At 53.0% G+C, this 26003-nt stretch carries 22 protein-coding genes and 1 tRNA gene; 11 read left to right on the top strand and 12 right to left on the bottom strand.

Features of this window, described 5'->3' with window-relative positions; all coding sequences use genetic code 11:
• The first annotated feature begins 22 nt into the window (after positions 1-22).
• Entirely contained in the window at positions 23-847 is an 825-nt protein-coding gene (locus tag ACQE3Z_RS02875) for an SDR family oxidoreductase (RefSeq protein ID WP_426972063.1), read from the top strand.
• Between the two features lie 11 nt (positions 848-858).
• Here the strand turns inward: ACQE3Z_RS02875 and ACQE3Z_RS02880 are convergent, their stop codons facing one another.
• Genes ACQE3Z_RS02880 through puuD form a run of 3 tightly spaced genes read right to left on the bottom strand, consistent with a single transcriptional unit; the run spans position 859 to position 3467 of the window.
• The gene (locus tag ACQE3Z_RS02880) at positions 859-2136 is read right to left on the bottom strand and encodes an NAD(P)/FAD-dependent oxidoreductase (protein ID WP_426972064.1); all 1278 of its coding nucleotides are present in this window, start codon (positions 2134-2136) and stop codon (positions 859-861) included.
• Positions 2137-2154: 18 nt separating this feature from the next.
• On the bottom strand, positions 2155-2712 hold the full coding sequence (gene puuR, locus ACQE3Z_RS02885; RefSeq protein WP_426972065.1) for an HTH-type transcriptional regulator PuuR: 558 nt from the start codon (positions 2710-2712) through the stop codon (positions 2155-2157).
• Positions 2709-3467, bottom strand: coding sequence for a gamma-glutamyl-gamma-aminobutyrate hydrolase (gene puuD / locus ACQE3Z_RS02890; protein ID WP_426972066.1), 759 nt, complete (start codon positions 3465-3467; stop codon positions 2709-2711). Before puuD ends, puuR begins: the two co-directional genes overlap by 4 nt.
• Positions 3468-3740: 273 nt before the next feature.
• Here puuD and ACQE3Z_RS02895 point away from each other — a divergent pair, with 273 nt between their 5' ends.
• The 4 genes from ACQE3Z_RS02895 (at position 3741) to ACQE3Z_RS02910 (ending at position 8900) form a co-directional block, all read left to right on the top strand.
• On the top strand, positions 3741-5156 hold the full coding sequence (locus ACQE3Z_RS02895) for a glutamine synthetase family protein (RefSeq protein WP_426972067.1): 1416 nt from the start codon (positions 3741-3743) through the stop codon (positions 5154-5156).
• Positions 5157-5166: 10 nt separating this feature from the next.
• Complete coding sequence (gabT, locus tag ACQE3Z_RS02900; RefSeq protein WP_426972068.1) at positions 5167-6462, top strand: 4-aminobutyrate--2-oxoglutarate transaminase; 1296 nt, start codon at positions 5167-5169, stop codon at positions 6460-6462.
• A 310-nt stretch (positions 6463-6772) separates the two neighbouring features.
• The gene (locus ACQE3Z_RS02905) at positions 6773-8134 is read left to right on the top strand and encodes an APC family permease (protein WP_426972070.1); all 1362 of its coding nucleotides are present in this window, start codon (positions 6773-6775) and stop codon (positions 8132-8134) included.
• A gap of 220 nt (positions 8135-8354) precedes the next feature.
• Positions 8355-8900 carry a YfaZ family outer membrane protein gene (locus ACQE3Z_RS02910; protein WP_426972071.1) on the top strand — a complete coding sequence of 182 codons (546 nt, stop codon included), beginning with the start codon at positions 8355-8357 and terminating at the stop codon, positions 8898-8900.
• Positions 8901-8942: 42 nt separating this feature from the next.
• Here ACQE3Z_RS02910 and sbcB read toward each other — a convergent pair whose 3' ends face one another.
• The 4 genes from sbcB to ACQE3Z_RS02930 all read right to left on the bottom strand — a co-directional run bounded on the left by sbcB (position 8943) and on the right by ACQE3Z_RS02930 (position 14447).
• Positions 8943-10382, bottom strand: coding sequence for an exodeoxyribonuclease I (sbcB, locus tag ACQE3Z_RS02915; RefSeq protein ID WP_426973038.1), 1440 nt, complete (start codon positions 10380-10382; stop codon positions 8943-8945).
• 105 nt (positions 10383-10487) lie between these two features.
• Positions 10488-10967, bottom strand: a complete 480-nt coding sequence (locus tag ACQE3Z_RS02920) for a YrhA family protein (RefSeq protein ID WP_426972072.1) — start codon at positions 10965-10967, stop codon at positions 10488-10490.
• A 355-nt stretch (positions 10968-11322) separates the two neighbouring features.
• A complete protein-coding gene (locus tag ACQE3Z_RS02925; protein ID WP_426972073.1) occupies positions 11323-11817 on the bottom strand; it encodes a hypothetical protein in 495 nt (164 codons plus the stop codon).
• Between the two features lie 305 nt (positions 11818-12122).
• A complete protein-coding gene (locus ACQE3Z_RS02930) occupies positions 12123-14447 on the bottom strand; it encodes an FdhF/YdeP family oxidoreductase (protein ID WP_426973039.1) in 2325 nt (774 codons plus the stop codon).
• A 185-nt stretch (positions 14448-14632) separates the two neighbouring features.
• Between ACQE3Z_RS02930 and ACQE3Z_RS02935 the strand changes: the two genes are divergently transcribed.
• The 5 genes from ACQE3Z_RS02935 (at position 14633) to ACQE3Z_RS02955 (ending at position 19176) form a co-directional block, all read left to right on the top strand.
• Positions 14633-14860, top strand: coding sequence for a YgdI/YgdR family lipoprotein (locus tag ACQE3Z_RS02935; RefSeq protein ID WP_085071223.1), 228 nt, complete (start codon positions 14633-14635; stop codon positions 14858-14860).
• A 227-nt stretch (positions 14861-15087) separates the two neighbouring features.
• Positions 15088-16251, top strand: a complete 1164-nt coding sequence (gene dacD / locus ACQE3Z_RS02940; RefSeq protein WP_426972074.1) for a serine-type D-Ala-D-Ala carboxypeptidase DacD — start codon at positions 15088-15090, stop codon at positions 16249-16251.
• Positions 16252-16402: 151 nt separating this feature from the next.
• Complete coding sequence (locus ACQE3Z_RS02945; RefSeq protein ID WP_426972075.1) at positions 16403-17440, top strand: MerR family transcriptional regulator; 1038 nt, start codon at positions 16403-16405, stop codon at positions 17438-17440.
• 185 nt (positions 17441-17625) lie between these two features.
• Positions 17626-18684, top strand: a complete 1059-nt coding sequence (locus ACQE3Z_RS02950; RefSeq protein WP_426972077.1) for an FUSC family protein — start codon at positions 17626-17628, stop codon at positions 18682-18684.
• A 159-nt stretch (positions 18685-18843) separates the two neighbouring features.
• A complete protein-coding gene (locus ACQE3Z_RS02955) occupies positions 18844-19176 on the top strand; it encodes a DUF496 family protein (RefSeq protein WP_085072333.1) in 333 nt (110 codons plus the stop codon).
• A gap of 96 nt (positions 19177-19272) precedes the next feature.
• On the opposite strand, the gene ACQE3Z_RS02960 is transcribed toward ACQE3Z_RS02955, so the two are convergent.
• The 5 genes from ACQE3Z_RS02960 to ACQE3Z_RS02980 form a co-directional block, all read right to left on the bottom strand.
• Entirely contained in the window at positions 19273-19473 is a 201-nt protein-coding gene (locus ACQE3Z_RS02960; RefSeq protein ID WP_426973041.1) for a hypothetical protein, read from the bottom strand.
• Complete coding sequence (locus tag ACQE3Z_RS02965) at positions 19380-21671, bottom strand: fimbria/pilus outer membrane usher protein (RefSeq protein WP_426972079.1); 2292 nt, start codon at positions 21669-21671, stop codon at positions 19380-19382. The genes ACQE3Z_RS02960 and ACQE3Z_RS02965 overlap by 94 nt, the downstream gene beginning before the upstream one ends.
• A 68-nt stretch (positions 21672-21739) precedes the next feature.
• A complete protein-coding gene (locus tag ACQE3Z_RS02970) occupies positions 21740-22270 on the bottom strand; it encodes a fimbrial protein (RefSeq protein WP_426972081.1) in 531 nt (176 codons plus the stop codon).
• Between the two features lie 91 nt (positions 22271-22361).
• Positions 22362-23090, bottom strand: a complete 729-nt coding sequence (locus ACQE3Z_RS02975; RefSeq protein ID WP_426972083.1) for a fimbrial biogenesis chaperone — start codon at positions 23088-23090, stop codon at positions 22362-22364.
• Between the two features lie 781 nt (positions 23091-23871).
• Positions 23872-23947, bottom strand: a tRNA-Asn gene (locus ACQE3Z_RS02980).
• 187 nt (positions 23948-24134) lie between these two features.
• On the opposite strand from ACQE3Z_RS02980, the gene ACQE3Z_RS02985 reads away from it, so the two are divergent.
• Positions 24135-25967 (top strand): DNA/RNA non-specific endonuclease, encoded by a 1833-nt coding sequence (locus ACQE3Z_RS02985; protein WP_426972084.1) that lies wholly within the window; start codon positions 24135-24137, stop codon positions 25965-25967.
• Positions 25968-26003: the final 36 nt, after the last annotated feature.

Consider the following 26003-nt stretch of genomic DNA (forward strand, 5'->3'; position numbering starts at 1 on the left):
AGCTGAAGGGGCAGGAGCAGAAATGAAAAAGGTCGCGATTGTAGGTCTGGGATGGCTGGGTATGCCGCTGGCAACGGCGTTAACGGCGCGCGGCTGGCAGGTGAGCGGCAGCAAAACCACGCCGGATGGCGTCGAGGCGGCGCGCATGTGCGGGATCGCCTGCTGTGAGCTGCGGCTGACCCCGGAACTGGCGTGCGATGCCGATGAGCTGGAGGCGCTGCTGTCGGTAGATGCGCTGGTGGTGACCTTGCCAGCCAGCCGTACGGCAGAGGGCGGCGAAAATTATCAGCGTGCGGTGCAAAACCTGGTCGACAGCGCGCTGGCGTTTAACGTGCCGCGCATTATCTTTACCAGTTCCACCTCAGTTTACGGCAACGGCGCGGGCGTGATGAAAGAGCATAGCCCGTTGCAGCCGGTTACCGTTGCCGGAAAGACACTGGCGGAGCTGGAAAACTGGCTGCACGATCTGCCGGGTACCTCGGTCGATATTTTGCGGCTGGCCGGTCTGGTCGGGCCGCAGCGTCATCCGGGACGCTTTCTTGCTGGTAAAACTGATGTGCCGGATGGTGAACTTGGCGTGAATCTGGTGCATGTGGATGATGTGGTAGCGGCAATTACGCTGCTGCTGCAAACGCCAAAAGGCGGCCATATCTATAACCTTAGCGCTCCGGCGCATCCGGCCCGTGAGCAATTCTATAGCGCAGCCGCCCAGCAGCTGGGATTAACGCCGCCAACCTTTGCCGCTGCCGGTAATAAACAAGGCAAAATTGTCGATGGCAGTAAAATTTGCGACGAACTGGGATTTGAGTATCGTTACCCCGATCCGGCCACCATGCCGTTGGGTTAACGCAGCGGCAATTAGACACCAAGCCGATCGCGCAGTGCATACCAGGCGGCACCGACGGCGGTCAGCGGCACTTTAAAACGTCGACCGCCGGGGAAGGGCAGATGCGGCAGGCGGGCGAATGCGTCAAAGCGTTCGGCGTCGCCGCGTAGCGTTTCCGCCACCAGCTTGCCCGCCAGATGGGTAAAGGTAACACCGTGTCCACTGTCGCCCTGAATGTAATAAACCTGCTTATCCAGCCGTCCCAGCTGCGGCATCCGCGACAGCGTCAGTAAAAAGTTGCCGCTCCAGCAATGGCTTAGCTTAACGTTTTGCAACTGAGGAAAGGTTTTCAGCAGCTTCGGACGGATCAGCGCGGCGATATCCTGCGGTTCACGTGCGCCATAAATTACGCCGCCGCCGTACAGCAGGCGGTTGTCGGCGGTTAAGCGGAAATAGTCCAGCAGATAATTACAATCCTCAACGCAGTAATTGTCCGGCAGCAGCGCCAGCGCCTGATCCACGCTGAGCGGTTCGGTGGTGACAATCTGTGAGCCGCAGGGCATGCTTTTACGGCTCAAACGCGGCTCCAGCTCCGGTGCCAGATAGGCGTTACCGGCAAAAATCACAAATTTAGCGCTGACGTCGCCACGTGCGGTTTTAACGATATTGGGCGTGCCGTAGGTTACTTTTTCCACCGCCGACTGTTCATAAATCCGGCCGCCGTGACGACGTATCGCTTCTGCTTCGCCCAGCGCCAGGTTTAACGGATGCAGATGGCCGCCGCGCCGATCCAGCAGCCCGCCGACATAACGCTCGGTGCCAATGGCGCGTCGGATGCCGCGCTCATCCAGTAGCTCAAGCTGATGGTTACCGTAGCGCTCCCAGAGCTGCTGCTGCGTGCGCAGATGCTGCATCTGACGCGCATTCAGCGCGGCGAAAATGCCGCCGGGTCGGTAATCGCAGTCAATGGCGTAGCGGTCGATGCGATCGCGAATAATATCGGCACCCTCGAACATCATACTGCCCAGCATGCGCGCCGCGTCGGTGCCGTAGCGCTGCTCAATCACATCAATATCGCGGCTGTAAGAGTTCACCACTTGTCCGCCGTTGCGCCCGCTGGCGCCGTAGCCGACGCTCTCCGCCTCCAGCACTACCACCTCATAGCCCGCCTCGGTTAAAAACAGCGCCGAAGAGAGACCGGTAAATCCGGCACCGATAATACACACATCGCACTGTACCGAGCCATCCAGCTGCGGCCAGGGCTGATGCGAATTAGCCGTTGCGGCGTAATAGCTATCCACATGATTCACGGCGGTCTCCTCTGGCTCTCAGAAGTTAGCGGGCGTATGGGCGCTGACAATACGACAGACCCGATTCGAGGTATTACTAAAACTGTGCGGCTGACCGGTATCAATAATATAACTTTGCCCGGCATGCAGCTGGTAGCGCTGCCCGTTAATAGTCAGCGTGATTTCACCCTCCAGCAGCGTGCCGGTTTCCTCGCCGGGATGACGAATTTTTTCACCGGTCGTGGCACCTGGCTGGTAGGTTTCCAGCAGCATTGCCAGATTATGGCGGAGGCTGCCGTTATGGATAAGCTTCAGGGAGACGCCCTGGCTGCCAATATCGATCAGCTCATCCTGCTCAATCACCATTTTCGGCGGGCTATTTTTTACCGCCTCTGAAAAAAATTCTGACAGCGACAGCCCGTAAACCGTCAGCAGCTTTTGCAGCGTACTGACAGCAGGGCTGACTTTATCCTGTTCAATGGTGCTGATGGCACTGTGGGTCAGCCCGGCGAGCTCAGCAACGCGCCGCTGCGACAAACCTAACTCTTGCCGGATTTGAGACAGACGTCGTCCGGGGGCGAGAGTGGCTTCGTTCATAGCCGTTTTTCCTTGCGATATTGATGACAGGCGCTGATAAATGCCTCAAACAGCCGGGATGAGGCGCAGGAATGCTGGTGTTGCCACTCCGGATGCCACTGTACGCCAATGGCAAACGGGTGTTCGGGAACAGAGACCGCTTCAATCACGCCATCCTCTGCGATCGCCTCCGGCCATAACCGTGGGCCCGGATCTTTGATGCCCTGTTTATGCAGCGAATTAACCTGTAGCGGTGCGGCGCTGCCCAGCAGACGTGCCAGCTGGCCGTCTGGCGTTAGCGCAATATGATGCGCTGGCGCATACTGCTCGGCCAGCGGTGCGTCAGTGTCGGCATAATGCAGCACCTTTTCATCCGGCAACTGACGGTTGAGCGTGCCGCCTGCGGCTACAGCCAGCTCCTGCATGCCGCGGCAAATGGCCAACAACGGCAGCCGCAGCGCCAGCGCCTGTGGGATCAGCTGCATCGCCAGTTCGTCACGCCCCGGATCGCTCTCTTCTTCTTCACCTGCCGCGCCATAGCGCCAGGGTTCAATATTGCTGGGACTGCCCGGCAATAGCAGGCCGTCAAACAACGGCAGCGTACGCTGAGAGATTATCTCGCCCAGCCCTGGCCGGTGGGGCAGCGCGATAACCACACCGCCGGCATCCATAATCGCATCGAGATATTTTTGATAGAGAACCCAGCCTGGATGCCCATCCTTTACTGTGTGGCACATCACTACGCCGATAAGCGGATTGTCTATTATTCTTTCCACATCGTTGGTCTCCGGCTGGCAATTATTTCTGACAAAACCGCTTAGAGCCTATGCTGTTTCCTGACCTCCTTGCGGGGCGCTGGCGGGCGGGTTAAGCGCGTACAGGCTTTTTATGACCTGCCTGTCTGTTTACAATCTAGACAGGCTTTGTTCAATATTCAAACCACTCTGTAACATTTGCACACTTTTTGTCTTATGACTATGTTCTAAATATGGCCGTTATTTTGAGCAGTACGCACAACCCTTCTAAAACGGTAAATGGCGGGTGGGATCATGACAAACCTGGTAGAAGTAGAAGACTTCACAAGACATAGTGAAGAGATGCGAACCAGCGCGTTCCAGAATGAGGTAAAAACCTATCTGGAACGCCATCCTGAAACGCAATATGTCGACATTCTCCTCAATGATTTGAACGGTATTTTTCGCGGTAAACGTATCCCGATAGGCAGCCTGGCGAAACTGGAAAAGGGCTGTTACTTCCCGGCCTCCGTGTTTGCGATGGATATTCTGGGCAATACCGTCGAGCAGGCTGGTTTAGGCCAGGCGCTGGGCGAGCCGGATAATATCTGTACGCCTGTTGAGGGCACGCTGGTTCCTTCCGCTTCCGATCCCGACCGCATAGCACAACTGCTGCTGACCATGCGTAATCAAGATGGCACTCCCTTTGACGTTGAACCCCGTAATGTTTTAAACAATCTCTGGCAGCGCTTGCGCAACCGGGGACTGTTTCCGGTGGTAGCGGTAGAGCTGGAGTTCTATCTGGTCGATAAACAACGCGACCACGACGGTTTTATTCAACCGCCCTGTACGCCCGGCAGCGATGAGCGCAGCATGCAAAGCCAGGTCTATTCCGTGGATAATCTTGACCATTTCGCCCAGGTTCTGGGGGATATTGACCGGCTGGCGCAGCTGCAGGGCATTCCTGGCGATGGCGCGCTGGCGGAAGCCTCGCCGGGCCAGTTTGAAATCAATCTGCGGCATACGCGCAACGTGCTGAGCGCCTGCGATCATGCGCTTCAGCTCAAACGCCTGATTCGCCAGGTGGCGGAAAACCACGGCATGACCGCCACCTTTATGGCGAAACCTTATGAAGAGTATGCGGGCAGCGGTATGCATGTGCATGTCAGCATGCTGGACGCTGCCGACCATAACGCCTTTGCCTGCGATGACGGCAGCGATTCGCCACTGCTGAAGCGGGCGCTGGCCGGGATGATCGATCTGATGCCTGCCTCGATGGCGCTGCTGGCACCCAACGTGAATGCTTACCGCCGCTTCTGCCCGGAATCCTGGGTACCGCTGCAGGCGTCATGGGGACATAACAACCGCACCGTCGCGCTGCGCATTCCCTGTGGCGACATTGAAAACCGCCGCGTTGAATATCGCGTTGCCGGCGCTGATGCCAATCCCTGGCTGGTGATGTCAGCGATTTTCGCTGGCATTCTGCACGGGCTGGATAATGCACTGCCGCTTCCGGCAGCGGTGACCGGCAACGGTCATGAAGCAGTGGGCACGCCGCTCCCGGTGCGGCAGAGCGAAGCACTGGATCTGTTTGCCCGTAGCCGCACGCTGCAGGATCTGTTGGGCGAACGCTTTAGCTTTGTCTGGCACTGCTGCAAACATCATGAGCTGATGCAGTTTGAACGGCTGATTACCGCAACTGAAATTGACTGGATGTTAAAAAACGCCTGAGGTGGTGGTGATGCAAACCAATCAACAGTGGCAGGCGCGGCGCGAGGCAGCGGTTACGCCCGGCGTGGGGAACTCTCTTCAGGTCTATATCGCTAAAGCGCGCAACGCGGAGCTGTGGGATGTGGAAGGGCGGCGCTATATCGATTTTGCCTCGGGCATTGCGGTATTAAACACCGGTCATAATCATCCAGACGTTATGCGCGCGGTACAGGCGCAGCTGGAATGCTTTACCCATCCCTGCTTTCAGGTTACGCCTTACGGCAGCTATGTCGAGCTGGCGGAGAAGCTGAATGCGCTGGTGCCGATTGCCGAACCCACGCAAACGCTGCTAATGTCAACCGGCGCGGAAGCCGTGGAAAACGCCATCAAGGTAGCGCGTATCGCCACCGGTCGCGCCGGGATAATCGCTTTTCGCGGCGGTTTTCATGGGCGCACGCTATTGGGCATGGCGCTGACCGGTAAAGTGCAGCCCTATAAAAAAGGCTACGGTCCTTTTCCGGGCGGTATCTTCCATGCGCCTTATCCCATCAGCTATTTAGGCATCAGTGAAAGCCAGGCGCTGGGCGCGCTGCAGGGGATTTTTGCGGCCGACGTTTCTCCGGATGATGTGGCGGCCATTATTATTGAACCCGTACAGGGCGAGGGCGGTTTTTATGCCGCATCGGCCAACTTTATGCGCCAGCTGCGTCATCTTTGCGATGAGCATGGCATTGTGCTGATCGCTGACGAGATCCAGAGCGGCTTCTGTCGTACCGGCAAAACCTTTGCCATCGAACACAGTGGCGTGGAGCCTGACTTAATCACCATGGCGAAAAGCCTGGCTGGCGGTTTCCCGCTGTCGGCGGTGGTGGGTCGTGCTTCACTGATGCAAAAAGCGCAGGCGGGCGGGCTGGGTGGCACCTATGCCGGTTCGCCAATGGGGGTTGCTGCGGCGCTGGCGGTGGTGGAGATCATTGAACGCGAGCAGCTTAACCTGCGTGCGCAGCAGCAGGGCGAGCAGGTAGTAGCCTTTCTGCAGCAGCTGGCGGCGCAGTATGACTGTATCGGCGATATCCGTCATCTGGGGGCGATGATCGCCATGGAACTGGTGGAAGAGGGCGATGCGCAGCGTCCGGCGAAGGCGCTGACCCAGGCGCTGGTGCAGGAAGCGGGACGTCAGGGGCTGGTGCTGCTGGCGTGTGGCGTGCGCGCCAATGTAATTCGTTTTCTTATTCCCCTAACGGCTGAAAAAGAAATTGTATCTGAAGGTCTCAACATCTTGTCATCCTCCCTCCGGGTAGTGCAGAATATGCGCCCTGCAAAATAGACAGATAACCGGCGCTTCAGGCGTCGGTTATTTTTTTGCATTTAATCAGGCTCATTCATAAAAGAGGCCGGCCTACGTGCCGGATAGATACACGTAACACGTTCACCGTGTGGTTTAAAGGAAAACAAGATGGGGCAACTCGTTAACTTCTCACTGGCTTTCGCTGGTGTTCGACTCCGTGATGATTATGGCGCAACCGGCAGCCTTGCCAACGCTTCTTCCCTCACGCCTCTGAAGACTCTTTCTCGCATAGCGCGAAGTTTCCCTGTGGTCCGCCTCAATCAGGCCGCCGCTATGGGGGGACTAAACCATGACGCATAATACGCATACCGCTCAGCCGCGCACGCAGCTGAAAAAAACACTGACCTTATTACCGGTGGTGATGATTGGTCTGGCCTATATGCAGCCGATGACGCTGTTCGATACGTTCGGTATCGTATCCGGTCTGACTGAGGGTCACGTTGCCACCGCTTACGCTTTTGCGTTGATTGCCATTCTGTTTACTGCGCTGAGCTACGGTAAGCTGGTACGCCGCTTCCCATCGGCGGGTTCCGCATACACCTATGCGCAGAAAACCATTAGCCCGCACGTTGGCTTTATGGTTGGCTGGTCATCGCTGCTTGATTATCTGTTTATGCCGATGATCAACATCCTGCTGGCGAAAATTTATTTTGAAGCGCTGGTGCCGGATCTGCCTTCATGGATTTTCGTCGTGCTGCTGGTGGGCTTTATGACGTTGACGAACCTGCGCGGCATCAAAACCGTAGCAAACTTCAACAGCCTGATTGTGGTGCTGCAGGTCGCGGTAATAATCGCGCTGATGGCGATGGTGATTTACGGCGTTGCGCACGGTGAAGGCGCGGGCACGCTGGTGAGCAGCCGTCCGTTCTGGTCGGAGAATGCTCATGTGGTGCCGATGATCACCGGTGCGACTATTCTTTGCTTCTCGTTCCTGGGCTTTGACGGTATCAGCTCGCTTTCAGAAGAGACCAAAGATGCAGAGCGCGTGATCCCGAAAGCAATTTTCCTGACGGCGCTGGTAGGCGGCATCATCTTTATCGTGGTCTCTTACTTCTTGCAGCTCTATTTCCCGGACATTTCGCGCTTTAAAGATCCTGACGCCTCGCAGCCGGAGATCATGCTTTACGTGGCGGGTAAAACCTTCCAGTTCGGCATCCTGATTTTCTCCTGCATTACGGTGCTGGCTTCCGGTATGGCGGCGCACGCGGGCGTAAGCCGTCTAATGTACGTGATGGGGCGCGACGGCGTGTTCCCGGAGCGTTTCTTCGGCTACGTACATCCCAGGTGGCGTACCCCGGCGCTGAACGTGCTGCTGGTTGGCGCTATCGCGCTACTGGCGATCCGCTTTGACCTGGTAACGGCCACGGCGCTGATTAACTTTGGTGCGCTGGTTGCCTTTACCTTCGTAAACCTGTCGGTCATCGCGCAGTTCTGGCTCCGTGAAAAGCGCCGTTATACGCTGAAGGACAATATCAACTTCCTGCTGCTGCCGCTGTGCGGTGCGCTGACAGTAGGCGCGCTTTGGGTGAACCTCGAAGAGAGTTCAATGGTGCTGGGGCTGATTTGGGCTGCGGTCGGGATTATTTATCTCGCCGTCGTCACCCGCAGCTTCCGTAATCCGGTACCGCAGTACAGCGAAGAATCACTTTGATTCGCCGCGATTAATCGCTACCGGCATCAAAATGTTAAGGCCAGACCACTGTCTGGCCTTTTTTGTGGCTGACTATCGAGCAGCGTTGCGCGATAGTCAGGCGCAAGCGCGATGCGGGGCGGTTTTCAGGGCGGAGGGACTCAGACAAAATCCCTTGTAACCGGTCGCGTGCCTGGTTACCCTGCGCCAGCAATATCTGCCTGAATCAATGGAGTTGGCAATGTTTAAAAAAGTAGTGGTAAGCAGCGGTCTTGCGCTGATGCTGGCAACGGGAGCAGCGCAGGCTATCGAAGGCAGCGTTGATGTGGGTGAACATTACACCAACCTGAACGTTGGACTGGGAACCACTTCCCCTGGCCTGAGCCTGTCCGGCAACTGGATGCGCAGCGATCATGACGGCAACGTTTCGGGCCTGCGTCTGGGTTATAACGTGGAAATTGGTTCTGTTTTCCTGACGCCTGGCATCAAAGCCATGTGGATCGATCCGGAAGATGGTAAAAGTGGCTTTGCCGCCGCCGTAGGCGCTGGTATCAGCCTGCCGGTCACGAAGATGATCGGCCTGTACGGCGAATATTACTATTCACCGGAATCCTTTACCGATCATCTCGACAGCTATCAGGAAGCCTCTGGCGGCATCAGCTTTACACCGATTTCGCTGCTGAACGTGCGGGTTGGCTATAAATATGCCGAAATGAACAACAAAGGCGATCGCAAAGATAACGTGCTGGCTGACGGCCCATATATTGGCGCTTCACTGCGCTTCTGATGCCTTGCGCAAGACAAAAAGCCGTCCCGCAGGACGGCTTTTTTATGAGACCAGTTCACGCGCGTAGTCATACAGCGCTTTCAGTTGCGTTAACTTCTCATTATCGCCGTCGTGTAGGTTAGCCAGCAACTCCAGCTCCAGCAGGAAAGATTCAATGCGTTCGCTGTTTAAGGCTTCGCGGCGGTGCTGCAGCCAGCGCTGCTGCTCGCTGTCATCGAGCGTGCCCGGGAAATTACGTGCACGATAGCGAAACAGCAGCGGGGCGATGCGTGCATCGTTAAAGGTCAGATCGAGCGCCGGCAGGTTAGCGGGTGCCGTTTGCTGAATAATGTTCATTGCCGCTTTGTCGGCATCGCTGAAAAAGCCGTTATAGAGCTGGGCATCAACATCCGGCGAAGGGGTAAAAGGCTCCGCCTCGGCATACAGGGCAACCACTTTTTCACGGATCTCTGCATGCTGGCGCAGCACCGCCAGATTATTCAGGCAGTGCTGGCGATCGATGCCAAGCCGACTGGCATCTTCCGGGCGCAGCGTGTTAGCAGGTGCCAGCACCGGACATTTATTGATATGCACCAGTTTAATCGGCACCGCAGCAGCATCACCCAGCTGCTGACGCGGAGTGTAGAGGCGTTCGCGTAGTGCGTCGGCATCCAGCTCCAGCAGCGGCGTGATATCACCCGCCAGATCGCAAACGATCAGGGCATTGCGATTTTCCGGGTGCCAGGCCAGCGGCGCAATCCAGCTGGTATTCCCGCGCAGTGCGCCGAACATGCCAGAGATATGCATCAGCGGTTTCATCTGTGGAATATCAATCAGCGTATTGATTTTCTGCTTTGTGCGATGGCTGAAGAGGAAATCAAACAGCTTCGGCTGTTTGGTTTTCACCAGCTTCGCCATAGCAATGGTGGCATAAACATCTGACATCGCATCGTGCGCCTGAGTGTGTTCCACGCCGTTGGCCTGCGTTAGCTGCTCCAGTTTAAAGCTCGGTAATCCATCCTCATTTTCTGGCCAGACAATACCTTCCGGACGCAGCGCATAGCAGGCGCGCATCACATCCAGCAGATCCCAGCGCGAATTACCGTTCTGCCAGCTCCAGGCATAGGGATCGTAGAAATTGCGATAGAAGAGATTGCGCGTGACTTCATCATCGAAGCGCACGTTGTTATAGCCCACCACACAGGTATTTTCGACGGTGAAAATCTCATGAATACGCCGGGCGAATTCCGCTTCCTTAACGCCGCGCGCCCGTGCCAGCTGCGGCGTAATCCCGGTGATCATTACCGCTTCCGGCTGCGGCAGGTAATCATCGGCGGGCTGGCAATAAAACGCTTCCGGCTCGCCAATAATATTGAAATCCATATCGGTGCGGATGCCGGCAAACTGCGCTGGTCGATCCAGCGCCGGGCTTTTACCAAAGGTTTCATAGTCATGAAAGAGAAAGGTCGGTTGCGCGCGTTCGTTGGCCAAAATGTTATCCATTGACTGCTGAGTGGTAATGTTCGTTACATGGTAAACCATATTCCGGTTCATCAGAACCGCCAGATAGCGATGCTGTGGAGGCGCGTAGTTTGGCGCTCTTTTTACCTATAAGTTTGGGTGGTTCTCTCTCAACATAGCGCGTTGAGTTTCTATTGATTTTGCCAGAGTTTCGCAGGTTTCCCATACTTTTTCAGTACCGATGCGATCACAGGATCCCCATCGCTCAGTGGCGGTGTCGTAATAAAGCGTATCGGTATTATTACTGCCAATAACAATGCGCCCCTGCATGCCCTCGCATTCGAAACCTTGTGTATTCAACACATCATTAAATTTGAGTAATCCGGGTTCATCGCCATCGGTCGTCAGGCCGTAGAAAATATGACCATCAGCGAATAATCCATTACTAATGCATAATAATACGCCATATTGCTGCCAAAATTTGGCCTGCTGCGCTGCAATTCCTCGACCAAAATCGTGTGAGGGGATCTTACCCGTATAAGGAGGACTAATCTCATAACCCATGTTTTTACTCAAAAAAGTAAACTCATGTCCAGCTAATGCTAACCCGCTCAATTTTTCCTTCATGGATAAATTACTCCCTTAGGAACTGGCCATAAAACTGTTTTACGGTCGCCTGGTGCCAGGCCACGGCTGATGGCATTTTGAGTAGTTGTAAAAATAGAATGTTATATTTTATTTCTGATTAATATCAGGTTCGAAAAATCGTTTGTTCCGTTATCGTCCAGAGGAAGCTTATGATGGACACTAAACCCATTTGGTATCTGTCCAGTCCGTAGGATCTTTCGTTGTGGTGCATCCAAACGGTTAATAATATCTGGATGCTCGGCAATGTTTTTTGCAAATTCTCGTCTGACACTATTATTAAATGAATTCCTTAACGTTCTCTGAACCGCGCTGCTTCTTTTGACATAATTGATTTTTACCACATCAATGATTTGCAGTAACATTCGGTTTCCTTTATAGCGTCCCAGATAGCTTTCCAGTTTTTTAATTCGATAATAGAGCCCGGGTGTACTCCAGTCCGGGCAGCAGTAAACAAAGCACTTAATGCAATTAGCGATCCTGCAGTCTGCTCATTTAGCACCTGGTCAAATCCTTTCGTGGCATCTCCGCCTGGCTTACGTACGGTATCAGCAAACATTTCTGGGTTCTGATGATAAATCCCGCCTGTCGCCAGCAGTCTTCCGGCGGCTTTGCTGTTGATAGTGCTGAACGGCGCGGGCTGTTTTTTCGTTCGCCGGGCAGGTAACGCAGTAGGGTGCGGTTTACCGCCCCGTTTGCTGTAGTCGCGGCGAGCAACCGATCGGTTATATTCACGGATAATATCCTGCGCCCCGTCAAACTTAAACGCCAGTGGGTCGCGGCAAATCAGTTCGCCGTGCTCATTAATATAAAACAGCGCGCCTTTTGTCACAGAAAACCCGCCGAGCCTCATAGGTAAATAATTTCACACGCCACGAAAAGAGATAATAACCTGATAATGGTTTTTTTAATCTGTTTTTAGTTGAAAAGGTTACTCATATCGTTAACAACCAGATATAAATTATTTTGCTGCATGCAGGGTATATTCCAGCATCCTGGCCGAGACGCGCTTTATGCTTATCGACATTAAATACAAGCTATTCGCAAGACGATCGCTGGCGACATAATATGTTGATGCCTTCTGAAATATTAAAGCCCCCGATAATAGCGGAGGCTTTTTATCACTTAGTCGTTTAATCAGCGCAGAGCGCCGGATGTTTCTACCGGCACCGCGCAGGGTTCCATCTCAATGGGAATGCTTTTATATGCCGGGATGCCGCTGGCGGTATCGTGGCTGTCAAGTGGGACCATCACGTTGGCTTCCGGATAGTAGGCGCCCGCTGAGCCGCCTGCCATATCCAGCACCACGATAGTCAGATTATCCATACGGCGCTCGGTGCGTTTGCCATCGGGATCCAGCGCAATGATATTTACCCTGTCGCCCACCCGCAGCTGACGTTTTTCCGCCTCGTCCGCATTGATAAACAGCACATCGCGCCGTCCGGTCACGCCGCGATAGCGATCGTTCAGGCCATACAGCGTGGTGTTGTACTGATCGTGGCTGCGCAACGTCGTCAGCACCAGGTCGTGACATTTCAGCGAGCGCGGATCCTCATTAATTCCTTCCATAACCTTAAACTGCGCCCGGCCTGAGGGCGTGTCCCATTCCCGTTCGGAGGCTGCATTGCGCAGACGGAAGCCGCCTGGCTGCAGAATACGACGGTTGTAATCTTTGAAAGCGGGGAAAACGGCTTCAATTGCCGCGCGGATAAAGCTGTAATCCCCGATCATCTGATCCCAGTTGACTTTGGTATCAGGCAATGTCGCCTTAGCCAGCCCCGCGACAATTGCCGGCTCTGATTTTAGCCAGGGCGAAGCGGGCTTTAACATACCGCGCGAGGCATGAACCATCGACATGGAATCTTCTACGGTAATGCTTTGTTCCCCGGACGCCTGCACATCCAGCTCGGTACGGCCCAGTACCGGCAAAATGTAATTATGCTTGCCTAACAGCAGATGTGAACGGTTTAATTTAGTGGCCATATGCACCACCAGATCCAACTTACGCATCGCGTCAAAAGTCACGTTGGGATCGGACATCGCCTCCGCCAGGTTACCGCCGAGGCAGAGCAGCGCTTTTGCTTTGCCATCGCGCATTGCCTGTATGGCAGCGACTGCGCCATGACCATGATGCTGCGGCGGCTTGAAACCGAACACTTTCTCAATACTGTCGAGCAGTTCCTGCGAGGGAATTTCAGTAATGCCTACGGTGCGGTCACCCTGTACATTGGAATGACCGCGCAGCGGACAGATGCCGGCACCACGCTTGCCGATATTGCCGCGCATCAGCAGCAGATTAGCAATTTGCTGTACGTTCTGGGTGCCGTACTGATGCTGAGTGATGCCCATGCCGTAACAAATAATGGTTTTTTCTGATGTGGCATACAGGCGGGCAATGTTCAGGATCTCCTTATAATCCATACCGGAAACCTTCAGGATATGCGGCCATTCGGTCGCTTCCAGATCCTGCTTCAGCGCTTCAAAGCCTTCCGTGTGTTCGCGGATAAATTCCTCATCAATAACGCCTGGCTGGCCCTGTTTTAGCGCCCGCTCATGCATCGCCAGCAGCGCTTTCATCACGCCTTTTAACATTGCTGCATCGCCGCCGACACGGACTTTATAGTAGGTGGAGGCCAGCGCGGTTGAGCCGAGCGACAGCATCTCAATTGGGCTTTGCGGCGACGTAAAGCGCTCCAGCCCACGCTCGCGCAGCGGGTTAATCGCCACAATAGTCGCGCCGCGTTTAGAGACTTCGCGCAGCGTTCCCAGCATACGCGGATGATTGGTACCGGGATTATGGCCGATGCAGAGCACCAGATCGCAATGATCGAAATCTTCCAGCTCAACCGTGCCTTTGCCGACGCCAATCGACTGCGGCAGGCCAACGCTGGTGGGCTCATGACACATGTTCGAGCAGTCCGGGAAGTTATTGGTGCCATATTCCCGCGCAAATAGCTGATAGAGAAAAGCCGCCTCGTTGGAAGCACGCCCGGAAGTGTAAAATTCGACGCTGTCCGGATCGCTATAGCTTTGCAATCTCTCACCTATTTCACGAAACGCAGTTTCCCACTCAATGGGCTGATAGGTATCGCTGGCGGCATCATATTTCATGGGATGCGTCAGGCGGCCTTCGCCCTCCAGTTCAAATGCGTTGCGCTGCCACAGTTCACTTACCGTATGCGCGGCAAAAAATTCCGGCGTAGTGCGTTTACTGGTGGCTTCCCAGGAGACGGCTTTAGCGCCATTTTCACAAAACTCAAAAGATGAGGCGTGACGTGGATCGGGCCAGGCGCAGCCGGGGCAGTCGAAGCCTTGCGGTTGGTTGACTTTAAACAGCGCGATAACATCCTGCTTCACTGACATCTGTCCGCGCAATGCATCGGCAACGGCCTTAAGCGCGCCCCAGCCGCCAGCCGATCCACCGTAGGGAGCAATACCAATAGTGCGATTTTTATGTTTCATCATTCTCTGTGTTCTGTTGTGGAACGGTGACTAAAGAATAGAACACGTCGCCAAAGCAGCTGAAAAACCGGGCGCTAATTGCTTTCGAAATATTACAAAGGCCACAGGAAAGAAAGAGGCGATAAATTGCGTAATGATTAAAGTGTGCTAAACATTAAGAGTAAATATCTGAACAGGAGGTTATGATGAAAAAGACAGCATTATTAGCATTTGCATTTGCCGCAGCCCTGCCATTAGCGGGATGTTCCAGCAGCAACTACACCATCCATACTAACGATGGACGGACAATTGTCAGTGATGGCAAACCCAAAGAGGACAATGCTACCGGCTTGATTAAGTATAAAGACGCCAACGGAAATGAGCAGCAGATCAACCGTTCTGACGTTAAATCAATGACCGAAATCCCGCACTAATTTCCTCAGCAAATGTGAATCAGGTGAGCCACCGTCAGGTGGCTTTTTTATTATTGAAGGTCAGGGGCTAATGGGGACGAATAATATGCCGCAGAAAAACGGCGCAATAACCCGCAAATGGGCCGATGCTAAATACATAATTATTTGCAATTTATTCAGAAAAATCACCGCTTAATCCCGTACAACAACGCCCTGGTTAAATTCATGTTTTGATTGAGGGTGTTCCGTTGAAAAGGCGTCAGTTTGCAACTCTTACCGGTTTTCTGTTTTTAGCATTTCAGGCCCATGCGGCTTCCATCTCTTTTCCGCTTACGCCGCCGTCGGTGGATGCTGCATCCTGGGTGTTAATGGACGCTACCACCGGGCAGATACTGACCGAAGGCAATGCCGATCAACAGCGCAATCCTGCCAGTCTGACCAAGCTGATGACCGGCTATGTGGTCGATCGCGCTATCGATCAGCACCGCATCAGCCGGGACGATAAGGTGACTATTGGTCAGGATGCGTGGGGCGCCGGAAATCCGGTATTTAAAGGATCTTCGCTGATGTTCCTCAAGCCGGGCGAACAGGTTACGGTACGCGATCTGAGTCGTGGCGTGATCATCGATTCCGGCAACGATGCCTGCGTCGCGCTGGCCGATCATGTTGCCGGTAGCCAGGACGCCTTTGTCAAAATGATGAATGACTATGCGGCGAAGCTGGGGCTGACGCACACCCATTTTGAAACCGTTCACGGACTGGATGCGCCAGGCCAGCATACCACCGCCCGCGATCTGGCCGTGCTTTCGCGCGCCATCATCAACGGCGAGCCCGATTTCTATCAGATGTACAGCGAGAAATCGCTTACCTGGAACGGCATCACTCAGCAGAACCGTAACGGGCTGCTGTGGGATAAAAACCTGCATGTCGATGGCCTGAAAACCGGTCATACCGAAAGCGCCGGTTTTAACCTGATCGCCTCCAGCCTGGAGGGCCGTCACCGGCTGATCGCCGTCATCATGGGCGGTAAAAGCGCTAAAGGCCGTGAAGAGCAGGCGCGGAAACTGCTGATTTGGGGCAACAGTAATTTTGATACCGTGCAGCTGTTTCATGCTGGCAAAGCACTGGGCAAAGAGACCGTGTGGTATGGCAACCCGCATCAGGTAGAAGTAGGCGCCGCCGAGGATATTTATCTGTCGGTACCGCGTAGCGCGATAGAGAGCATCAAAGCGAAATATGTTATCGATCGCAAAGATCTTGATGCGCCGCTAAAACAGGGCGAGAAGGTCGGCATGATTCAGGTGATCGACAAAGATCAGGTGCTGGCCAGCTATCCGCTAATGACATTGAATAAGGTGGAAGAGGGCGGTATCGTGACCAAAATCAGTGATTATCTCAAGCAGAAATTTTAACCGGCAGGCAGAGGCGAGCTCTCGCCTCTGCCGTGTTTTGTTAATGCTAAATCCGCCTGTTTTCCTTTTCACGTTTTTCCTTTGTCATTCCTCTTGACCCTGACGCCACGTCAGCCTTTATCCTTGGTTAACGTTGAGCAAGGAGAGAGTCATGTTATTGCAGGCAGGTGAACTGGCCCGACGCACGGGCGTAACGGTACGTACGCTGCACTATTACCACAGCATCGGGCTGCTGGTGCCGTCGGCGCGCAGCGAGGCGGGCTATCGACTGTACAACCGTGACGATATTCGTCGTCTGCATCAGATTCAGGCGTTGAAACGCCTTGGCGTGCCGCTGGCGGAAATCGATCCGCTGCTGAGCGATGGCGCACTCTCTTTACCGCAGGTGCTGACTCAACAGATAGAGGCGCTCGATCGCCAGCTGACACAGATGCAACAGCTGCGGCAGCGGCTGGGGCAGCTATATCAGCAGCTCTCCCGGGGCGGCGAACCCGAGCTGACGGACTGGCTAACAACGTTAGAGATGATGACCATGTACGATAACTATTTTACGGCGGAAGAGTTAACGCAGCTGCCTTTTTACCAGGCGGATGCGCAGCGAGAGGCGGAGTGGCAGCAGCTGGTACAAAAGCTGCTGGAGCTACAGGACAACGGCATTGCGCCGCAGGAGCCGGAGGCTCAGGCGCTGGCTCGTCGCTGGATGCAGATGCTGGAGCGCGATACCGCACATAATCCCGCTTTCCTGCAGCGTCTGACCACCATGCATCTCAATGAACCAGCGATGCAGCAGCAAACCGGGATCACCCCTGCGATGCTGGATTACGTTACGCGCGCCTTCGCGGAAAGCAAGCTGGCTATTTTCCAGCGCTATCTTGATGAACAGGAGTACGCTTTTGTACGGGCGCACTACTTTGATCGCATGCAGGAGTGGCCAGCGTTGATTAGCCGACTGCGCGAAGCGATGATGCGCGGCGTCGCGCCGGAAGCAGAGGAGGCGCGGGCGCTCGGTGCGCACTGGCTGGCGCTGTTTCGCTCTTATGCCAGCGATAACCCACAGACGCAAAATAAAATCCGTCAGGCGATGCAGCAGGAGCCGCAGCTGATGGAAGGGACCTGGCTTACGCCCGATCTGCTGCAATATTTGCAGGCGGCAGTAACGGCTCATATGGCACCGGGCACAGAGCGGTAATAACGGTACGCACCTGACGCGATCTACCGCGTCGGGTGTATCAATATGTCATCTGCTGCGTTAATCACTCTTTTCCTTAATGTAAAATGAAGTTAAACATCAGCAAAATATAGACGAAAGTCTCATCCTGATGGTGTCGCCAGGTTATGATAACCTTCCGTTTTTCATTACCCTGGAGACTATGCTTGCGCCCCGATAAGCCGCTTTCAACCGTTGAATTCAGCGTTTACCGACATTACCGTATCGTCCATGGCGTTCGCATTGCGCTGGGCTTTGTTTTGACGTTCTTGCTGGTGCGCCTGAGCGAAATTCCGGAGGGAAGCTGGCCGCTGATTACGCTGGTGGTAGTGATGGGGCCGGTCTCCGCGTGGGGGAACGTTTTTCCGCGCGCGCTTCAGCGGATTGGCGGCACCTTTTTTGGCTCGATATCGGGGCTGATTGCCCTGAAGCTGGAGCTGATTTCACTGCCGGTAATGCTGGCGTGGTGTACAGTAGTGATGTTTATCTGCGGCTACCTGACGCTGGGCAGGCGGCCTTATATGGCACTGTTGATTGGCATTACGCTGGCGGTGGTCTGCGGCGCGCCAGCGGGTGACATGACCACGGCTCTGTGGCGCAGCGGCGACGTGATTCTCGGCTCGCTGCTGGCGCTGCTGTTTACCAGTATCTGGCCACAAAAAGCCTATATTCACTGGCGCATTAAGCTCTCTGATTCGCTGTCAGCAATGGCGAAAATTTATCATGCCGGCTTTTCACCGAACCTGGTGGATAAGCCGCGTCTCGATAAACCTTTACAGCGGGTATTAAGCGATGTGGTGCGTATGCGTTCGTTGCTGGAACCTGCCAGCAAAGAGACGCGTATTCCGAAATCGGTGCTGGAAGGGATCCAAACCACTAACCGCAATATTCTCTGTACCCTCGAGCTGCAAATCAATGCCTGGTGGTCTTCCCGTGCCAGCCATCTGATTTTGCTGAATGCATCCACCTTACGTCGTACGCAGCAGATGACGGAAAATACCTTTAACGCATTGGCGGAAATGTTGATTAAAGGCAACGCCGATCGGGTCGCGGCCAATCATCATGAGCTGGCGGAGATTGTGCGCGAATTGCGGCAGCTGATTGCGGAAAATGACCGCGATCGGCTGGTGGAAACGCCGATTCATGGCTATGTCTGGCTGAGCCTGGAGCTGGCGAAACAGCTGGAACGGCTGTCGGATTTGATTCGGCTGGCCATGCGTAAATAATCGTTTCGACAATCGAAGCTGTGGCTGCGCAAGATTTCGCGCTAAAATGTCCCACAGTCCGAATTTAAATGTGAAAATTGCCATCGGCCCAGGCGAGCCGCTAAGCTGAAGGCTACGACAATACCGCCTGTTCAGGCAGGCCTAATGAAAGGTGTCAACATGGAAAATGCAAAGCAATCATTTCAGGACGTGCTTGAGTTCGTGCGCATGAACCGTCGCAAGAACAAACTACAGCGCGAAATTCACGATGTGGAAAAGAAAATTCGTGACAACCAGAAACGTGTGCTGCTGCTGGATAACCTGAGCGAATACATTAAACCGGGCATGAGCGTTGAAGCGATTCAGGAGATCATCGCCAGCATGCGCAGCGACTATGAAGATCGCGTGGATGAATACATCATCAAAAATGCCGATCTGTCAAAAGAGCGTCGTGAGCTCTCTAAAAAACTCAAGTCCATGGGCGTTCATAAAGTACCGGGACAGAATCAGTAATCTCTGCGGTCAGCGGTTGTGCTGACCCATGTTTATCGGGCCGCGTTGCGGCCCGTTTTTATTTTTTCTCCTGCCAGCCTTATTTTGCCGCCAGCTTCAACGATGGCAGATCAGATGCCAGATTCTCTTCTCTGTGCTTTTTTGTGCCGGTTGGTCAATAGTGCAGCGCTGTTTGTCAGCCAGGCTGATATGCAGCGGCCACTTTAGTTGATAAATATCCATTGAGATGACGCCGCCTGCGGAGAGTACGCCCCGGTTACGATTGTCCGCATCATACAGAATGGCACCAAACGGCAGTGGCTGTCCGCTGGTTTGGGTAATACGCGCATAGTGTTGCTGCTGAGCGAGGCGCTAAGTTCCACCGCCACAATCGCCCCTTCACGCGGCACCAGACGATGCACCACTTCATCAAGCTTAATGGTACGAATGTGTCGCCTATCCAGCGTGGGCGCTAATTCATTGTAGTAATAGGGCACCAGGCTCGGCACCACTGCATTTCCCCAGCGGTCGGTCGCGACATGCTGTGCGTTTTCTATCCTGACGTCGGCAATATGTGGTGTATGAACGATCGCAGCACTTTCACTCAGGTACTGACCCAGCGTTATGCCATGCGAATGCAGCACTACTGAGCCGCGTGCGCCCGCCTGCCATTGCTCCGTTGAACGGCCACGCGACCATGCGGCACGGGCTACCCCCTGGCTGGAAGTGTAGTTGGCCGAGGCATCATAATGATATTCAGATCCGCTTTTAGCCGCGCCCAGGCTGTAAGCGAGATTTCTCTCTTCGCCCATCTGTCCCGTCAAAGAGAGATGGCTGCTATGGCTGTTGCCGCTGCTATGACTCATATCAAGATAGTGGTTTCGCTCTCTTCCCAGAGGAAGGCTGATACTCACTGAGAGATAATTTTCAGCAGCATGTCCCGCTGAATAGCGGCGTGACCAGGAAGTAAGCAGCGTAGCATGCCTGATATTGAAATTAAGGTTGGTCTGCCAGTTACGATAACGCCTGCCGAGCCAGTCAATTTCCTGATTGTAATTCAGTGCCAGATTCATCCCTTTAATGTTCTGGCTGAGCTGCACGCTATATTTATTGCGATAGCCGCTCGCCAGCCCGGTACTCACCGCGCGCGGAGAGTAGCCAAACTCCTGATAGTAAGGATTAAAGCGGTGCGTGGCGGAAGCATAAAGATAGCTGTCGGTCAGCGGCAGAAAACGGCTCAGGCCCAGCTGTAATTGTCTACCGGTACGCTGTTGCTGATAGCGTGTGGTTTGACTTTGATTAAACAGCACATTGACGCCGCCCAGCCAGCGTACGTTAGCGCCCATCCCGATAGCAACATTGCGGTAATCAGCGGCATACTGCACGCCGTTCAACAGCGTAAAGGTATTGTTCAGCCCATATAACAACGTGCCTTCCAGCAGGCGCTGTGCGTTATGCTGTCGGCTTTCGCCAAGGTTTAAGGTATAGCGCAGGCTATGTGACGGTAGCTGAAAGCTGTTGGTATTGAACGGCTGGGTAAAGTGCTGCCGTTTCCCGCTGGCTTCGATAATCGTCACGTCAATATCACCCGCCGAGGAAGAAACGGGGACATCATTGATATTAAAGGCGCCGGGGGGAATTTGCCGGGTGGCGATCACATAGCCGTTCTGTTTAACAATAACCGTGGCGTTCGAACTAACGGAACCTATGATGGCAGGTACATAGCTGCGTTCGGTGTTTGAAAACATCGCCATATTGGTCATCAGCGAGACGCCACGCAGCGTGGTTCCCTGAAACAGGCTGCCACTGGTATAAAAGTCGCCAACGGTTAGCGTACTACGCAGACGGTCAATATCATAAGCCAGCCAGCTACTGCTGCTTTGATAACGTGCATGCGCCATCTCAGGCGCAGAAAAATAGCCATCATTGCGCAGGTGAAAGCCAAAAAGATTAACGCCGCTGCTCAGGTTGCCGTAAAAATCGTTGCTGACGCTGCTGCTTTGATAACGCTGTGCGGAAAGGTCGTAATTGACAAAAGCGGCGTTTATACCGTTATCCCACCGCCAGCCAGGCGCGATATCATACAGGTTCGGTTTGCTCCAGGCCTGTTGAGGCAGCGTTAACATCAGCCTGTTTTCGCTCAGATCAATATCAAATTTGGCATCATGTACCCAGGCGGAAAGAAAGTTTTCTGCCTGAGGGCAGCGGTCAATGTGAACGCCCCATTCCTGTAAATCACGACAGGCGAACAGCGGCTCGCTACGACCATGATAGAGACGAAACACAACATCCTGCTCTGCCACTTCCTGATCGTTAATTAAAATTTTAAAAGAGTACTTCCCGGGCAGGATATCGCTGTCGCCGTTAAATATTTCCGCATCTTGTCGATTGACCTGTGTTTGATTCTCCAGCAGTGATAAATCGAACTTCTCTTCGGCCTTCAATGATGCTGCGCCCATGCAGCCCAGACAAACAACAAATAGTAGCGTTGTAGCAGGTTTATTTACGGCGCTCATAACTTTAAGCCAGAGAGAACAGCCATGGCCTGAGCCATGGCTGATTTTTAGCAGGATGATAACGAGAATTAACGATATTCCGTTACGAAAGTAACGTCGGCACTTACGTCACCGCCGGTGATATTGTTGCTAAGGCGCGCATAGCGCACTTTCATATTAATATTGTCATCGCCTTTATTAAGGTTATTAATGCGGCTGCCATCCAGTTCTTGATTAGGCGCCAGGACTTCATTATTGTAAAAAACTTCCAGGCCAACACCGCTGGTATTATTGCTGGCATTTCTTAATGCCTTGGGTTGATTTTCATCAGCAGATGCCTTCATAACCAGTTTTATATGGTTACCTAAATTTTGATCTTCACAATTAACATGAATTTCAAAATCACGGGAGCCATTTTCAATGCTATCGCCAATGGCTACCTTGTCAAAGGCACTGGCACCAACAGTTTCCAGCGTAATATTCTGGTCGGCAGGAACAATGGCACAGGTTGGTTCATTAACATGACCGTTAAAATGTACCACGCTGCCTTCACCTTCCGCAAAAGCGGCAGAAGAGGTCACCATTAATAAGCCCAAAGAAACTGTTTTTAATTTATTCACTTTTCTTTCCTTTTTTAATATTAACCAACAAGTAGTAAACAACATCTTCGACACCAATCGAAAACGTTAAATATCTGGATGTCAGGAGAAATTATAATTTGACATGTACCGGCTTACTGATATCACCATAATCATTAATAATACGGTAATTAATATCAGAAGCGCCGTGATAGCCTTTTATTAACATTGTTGAGTGGGGCGAAACCATGTCGGCATCCAGCGCATGCGCCGTGTCGTTTCCTTCCCAGACTTTGCTAAAGGTTACATAATAGGGCGTTGGATTATAAACCTGTAATTTTCCTGCGGCTTTTTTCCACGTCAACTTTTTATATTGATTGCCCATCTCAGGCGATACCGCAGCAGGGCGATATAATATTTTAACCTTTGTCAGCATCACTAATATCAGCTGCGAGCCGCTTTTCTCTTCAACTTTAGGGATCTCTTTAACATTGAGCCGATAAAGTTGCTCCTGTGGTTGTTCAGCAAGAGAAGAATCGATAGCCTCTATATGCAAGGCAACTTTCTGATGTGCTTTGATTTTTACCAGCGGCGGCTGTACAAATAGCGCTTCCTGCACACCGTTATTATCAGTGGTAATCCAGCTTTGTATGAGATAATCACGGTCTGTAGGGTTATCTACTTTTACTACCCCCATTCCGCCTTCATTAGCGCTCAGCACTACTCGATTCTGATCAAGTATTAACGATGCCTGTGCCTGGCCGCTAACAAGCATCATTAACAATAGTGAAACGCTTCCCTGGCATATGACGTTGCCTGCACGCCATAATCTGAATCCCTTTAACATTGCGTTAAGGTTCATGCTTTTTTACCAATAAATATAACGTTGCTATAACGCTAAGAATTATCTGATAGGTCTTTCAAGGAGCCGTAGATTAATTATTTTTACAGTGCCATGTCAAATTGATGATAAAAGTAAATCCTCATTACAGAGGATGGTTATTTTATTTACAAAGTAATATAACCTGCCTTACATCTACGGCTCTAATAAGTAAAAAAGGAATATTAAATCTGTTTTTTATAATAAAAATAGATTTTTTGTTGGAGTGCGGAAAAATTATTAATATTGGTTATAGATTATTATTAAAAAAAACGGCCGCAATGGGAAGTTCTTGACCCGTCTATGAAAGGATTTAACGACAAGTGCTTTATAACGAATGAGCCTTTTAGCACACACTTAACGCCTGAGCGCTATTTTATGCTGCCTTTCAGCACTTGAGATACTTTTTTAAGATTTAAATCCCGCCATGAAGATAAATCAAGTTTTTAAATTTATAATTGCATTTTCCTTTTGCGGCGGTTTTTTTGACTTAACTAAAATTAAACATCAGAAATTTTGCTAATAGATCATTTTGTGGCTTCCGGTCAGCATGTATGACCAAAAATTCACCTCTGGCACGAAAAAAGCCTTATAACAGTCACTTTATGGCGGCATAGCTTTATGGCGTAGGTACAGGGATGTATTGAGATAAGTGGAAAATGTACAGAACGATGTAAGTTGTTTCGAGGCAGGAAAGGGAGTGAAAAGTATTCGGAGCTGGAAAGCAAAAAAGCAGACGCCTGGCGTCTGCTTTTTCTGAATTTGGCTCCTCTGACTGGACTCGAACCAGTGACATACGGATTAACAGTCCGCCGTTCTACCGACTGAACTACAGAGGAATCGTGTGAACGGGGCGCATAATATCGAGGGCGTTAGCGCTTGTCAAAGCCTGATTCGCAAAAAGCGATTGAATGCTGAAGAAAACAGCAATGCGAGGTTATCCTGCTCTGTTAAGCGCCGTGCCGATGTGCGTAAAGGTGACTATGGTTATGGAGGCGGTTTAACAGCAAGGCGAAAGGAGAAACCATGAGGCAGACAGAATATCTGGTACGGCAGCGGCTGACATTGACCACGGCCCAGCGCAAACAGAGCGTGAAGGCCATAGCCGAAGGCAAACTTGAGCTGGCTGAGCCGGATAGCCGACGCGCGCAGCGTTATGCTTTCCAGCGCATGCTGGAGAGGACGGCAATCATCGGCCCGGAAGCGGATTTTTTACCCACCGGCTTTTTACTGCAGGGTGCTGAACGGGCCAAAGCAGTGGCGCTGGTACGGGAAGATGGCGTCCCGAAAGGTACCGGTTTTCTCACGGGGGCCGGACTGTTTGTTACCTGCTTTCACGTATTACCGGATCGCCAGCGCGCCGCTGGCTATAGCGTGGAGTTCGGCTACTGGCTGAATGAGCAGGATAACAGCGCTGCAACCGCTATTTACTCGCTGGATGCCGATAGTTTCTGGCTAACCAGCCCGGAGGATGAGCTCGATTGTACGCTGGTTGCGCTGGGTGAACAGCGCACGGGCGATGCCGATGCGGCGCTGCCTGGCCAGATAATGCTTAGCGATCGACCCGATAAACACCGGCTGGGCATGGCGGTAAATATCCTTCAGCATCCTGCAGGCGCGGCGCAGCAGGTGGCGCTACGTGATAACTATTTGCTGGCGCGTGGGGAAGAGGGCAGCGCGGCGGCAAATGTCCTGCATTACACGGCGGATACTGAAGAAGGCTCTTCCGGCGCGCCGGTTTTTAACGATAGCTGGGAGTTGGTGGCGCTTCATCACGGTGCGGCACAGGACGAAAGCGGCACCCTGATTAATGAGGGCATTCGTGTCAGCGCCCTGGTGGACTGGTTAAAAGCAGAGGCGGTAAAGCTGGAACCCTTAGCGCGTCAGCGGTTGATTGCAGCACTACGCGGCGAACGCGCGCTGACGCTCACAGAACTGGCACGCGCCGCGCCAGATGCGAATTATGCTAACCGTAACGGCTATCAGGCAGATTTTTTAACCGATCACGCGGTGCCGCTGGCACAGATCCTGACGCCCAGAGCGGCGGAAATCGCCCCGCTGCGATCCGGCGCGACCGGCACCGAGGCGATTCTGGATTACCAGAACTTTTCGCTGGCCCTCTGTGCCGAGCGACGCATCGCTTTTCTTACCGCCACCAATATTGATGGCGCGCGCTATATCAACATCAATCGCGACAGTGGTCAGCCTTCGCTGCTGGCAGAAGGCGACAGCTGGTATGAGGATAGCCGCATCGACAGCCGCTATTATCTGGTTCAGTCTTTTTATCGCGAATTCAGCCGCTGGTTCGATCGCGGCCATCTGACCCGTCGCAGCGATCCAACCTGGGGAACGCCGCAGGAGGCGATCCGCGCCAATAAAGATACCTTTCATTTTACTAACTGTTCACCGCAGCATTTTCGTTTTAATCAGAGCCTGCAGTACTGGCAGGGCATAGAGCGTTATATTCTGGAATATGGCGTACTGCAGAGTAAAAAGCAGATTACAGTGCTCACTGGCCCGGTCCTTGACGATCAGTGGCGACAATATGGTGAGGCGAAGGTGCCGCTGATGTACTGGAAAGTGGTATTACGCATCGGTAATGAAGGAGAGCCGCAGGCCACGGCGTTACTGGTTAGCCAGGCGAATCTGCTGGATGAGCCACGGCGAGTCATTGCCACCGCGCAGCAGGATAAGGTGCCACAGGTTGATGAGTTTCGGATTACGGTGAGTGGGCTGGAAAGCCTGACCGGGCTGGATTTCTCGGCTTTTCGCGCCTGGGATAGCTGGCAGCCATCGCCAGGGGTGCGCGCCGATCCATTACCGGCGGCGCTGATAATGTCATGGCGCGATCTGCTCTGATATAACGCTGACTATTTAACTTGTTAAGCAGGCTGG

Source organism: Pantoea sp. FN0307 (assembly GCF_050113815.1).
Classification (GTDB): Bacteria; Pseudomonadota; Gammaproteobacteria; order Enterobacterales; family Enterobacteriaceae; genus Mixta; species Mixta alhagi.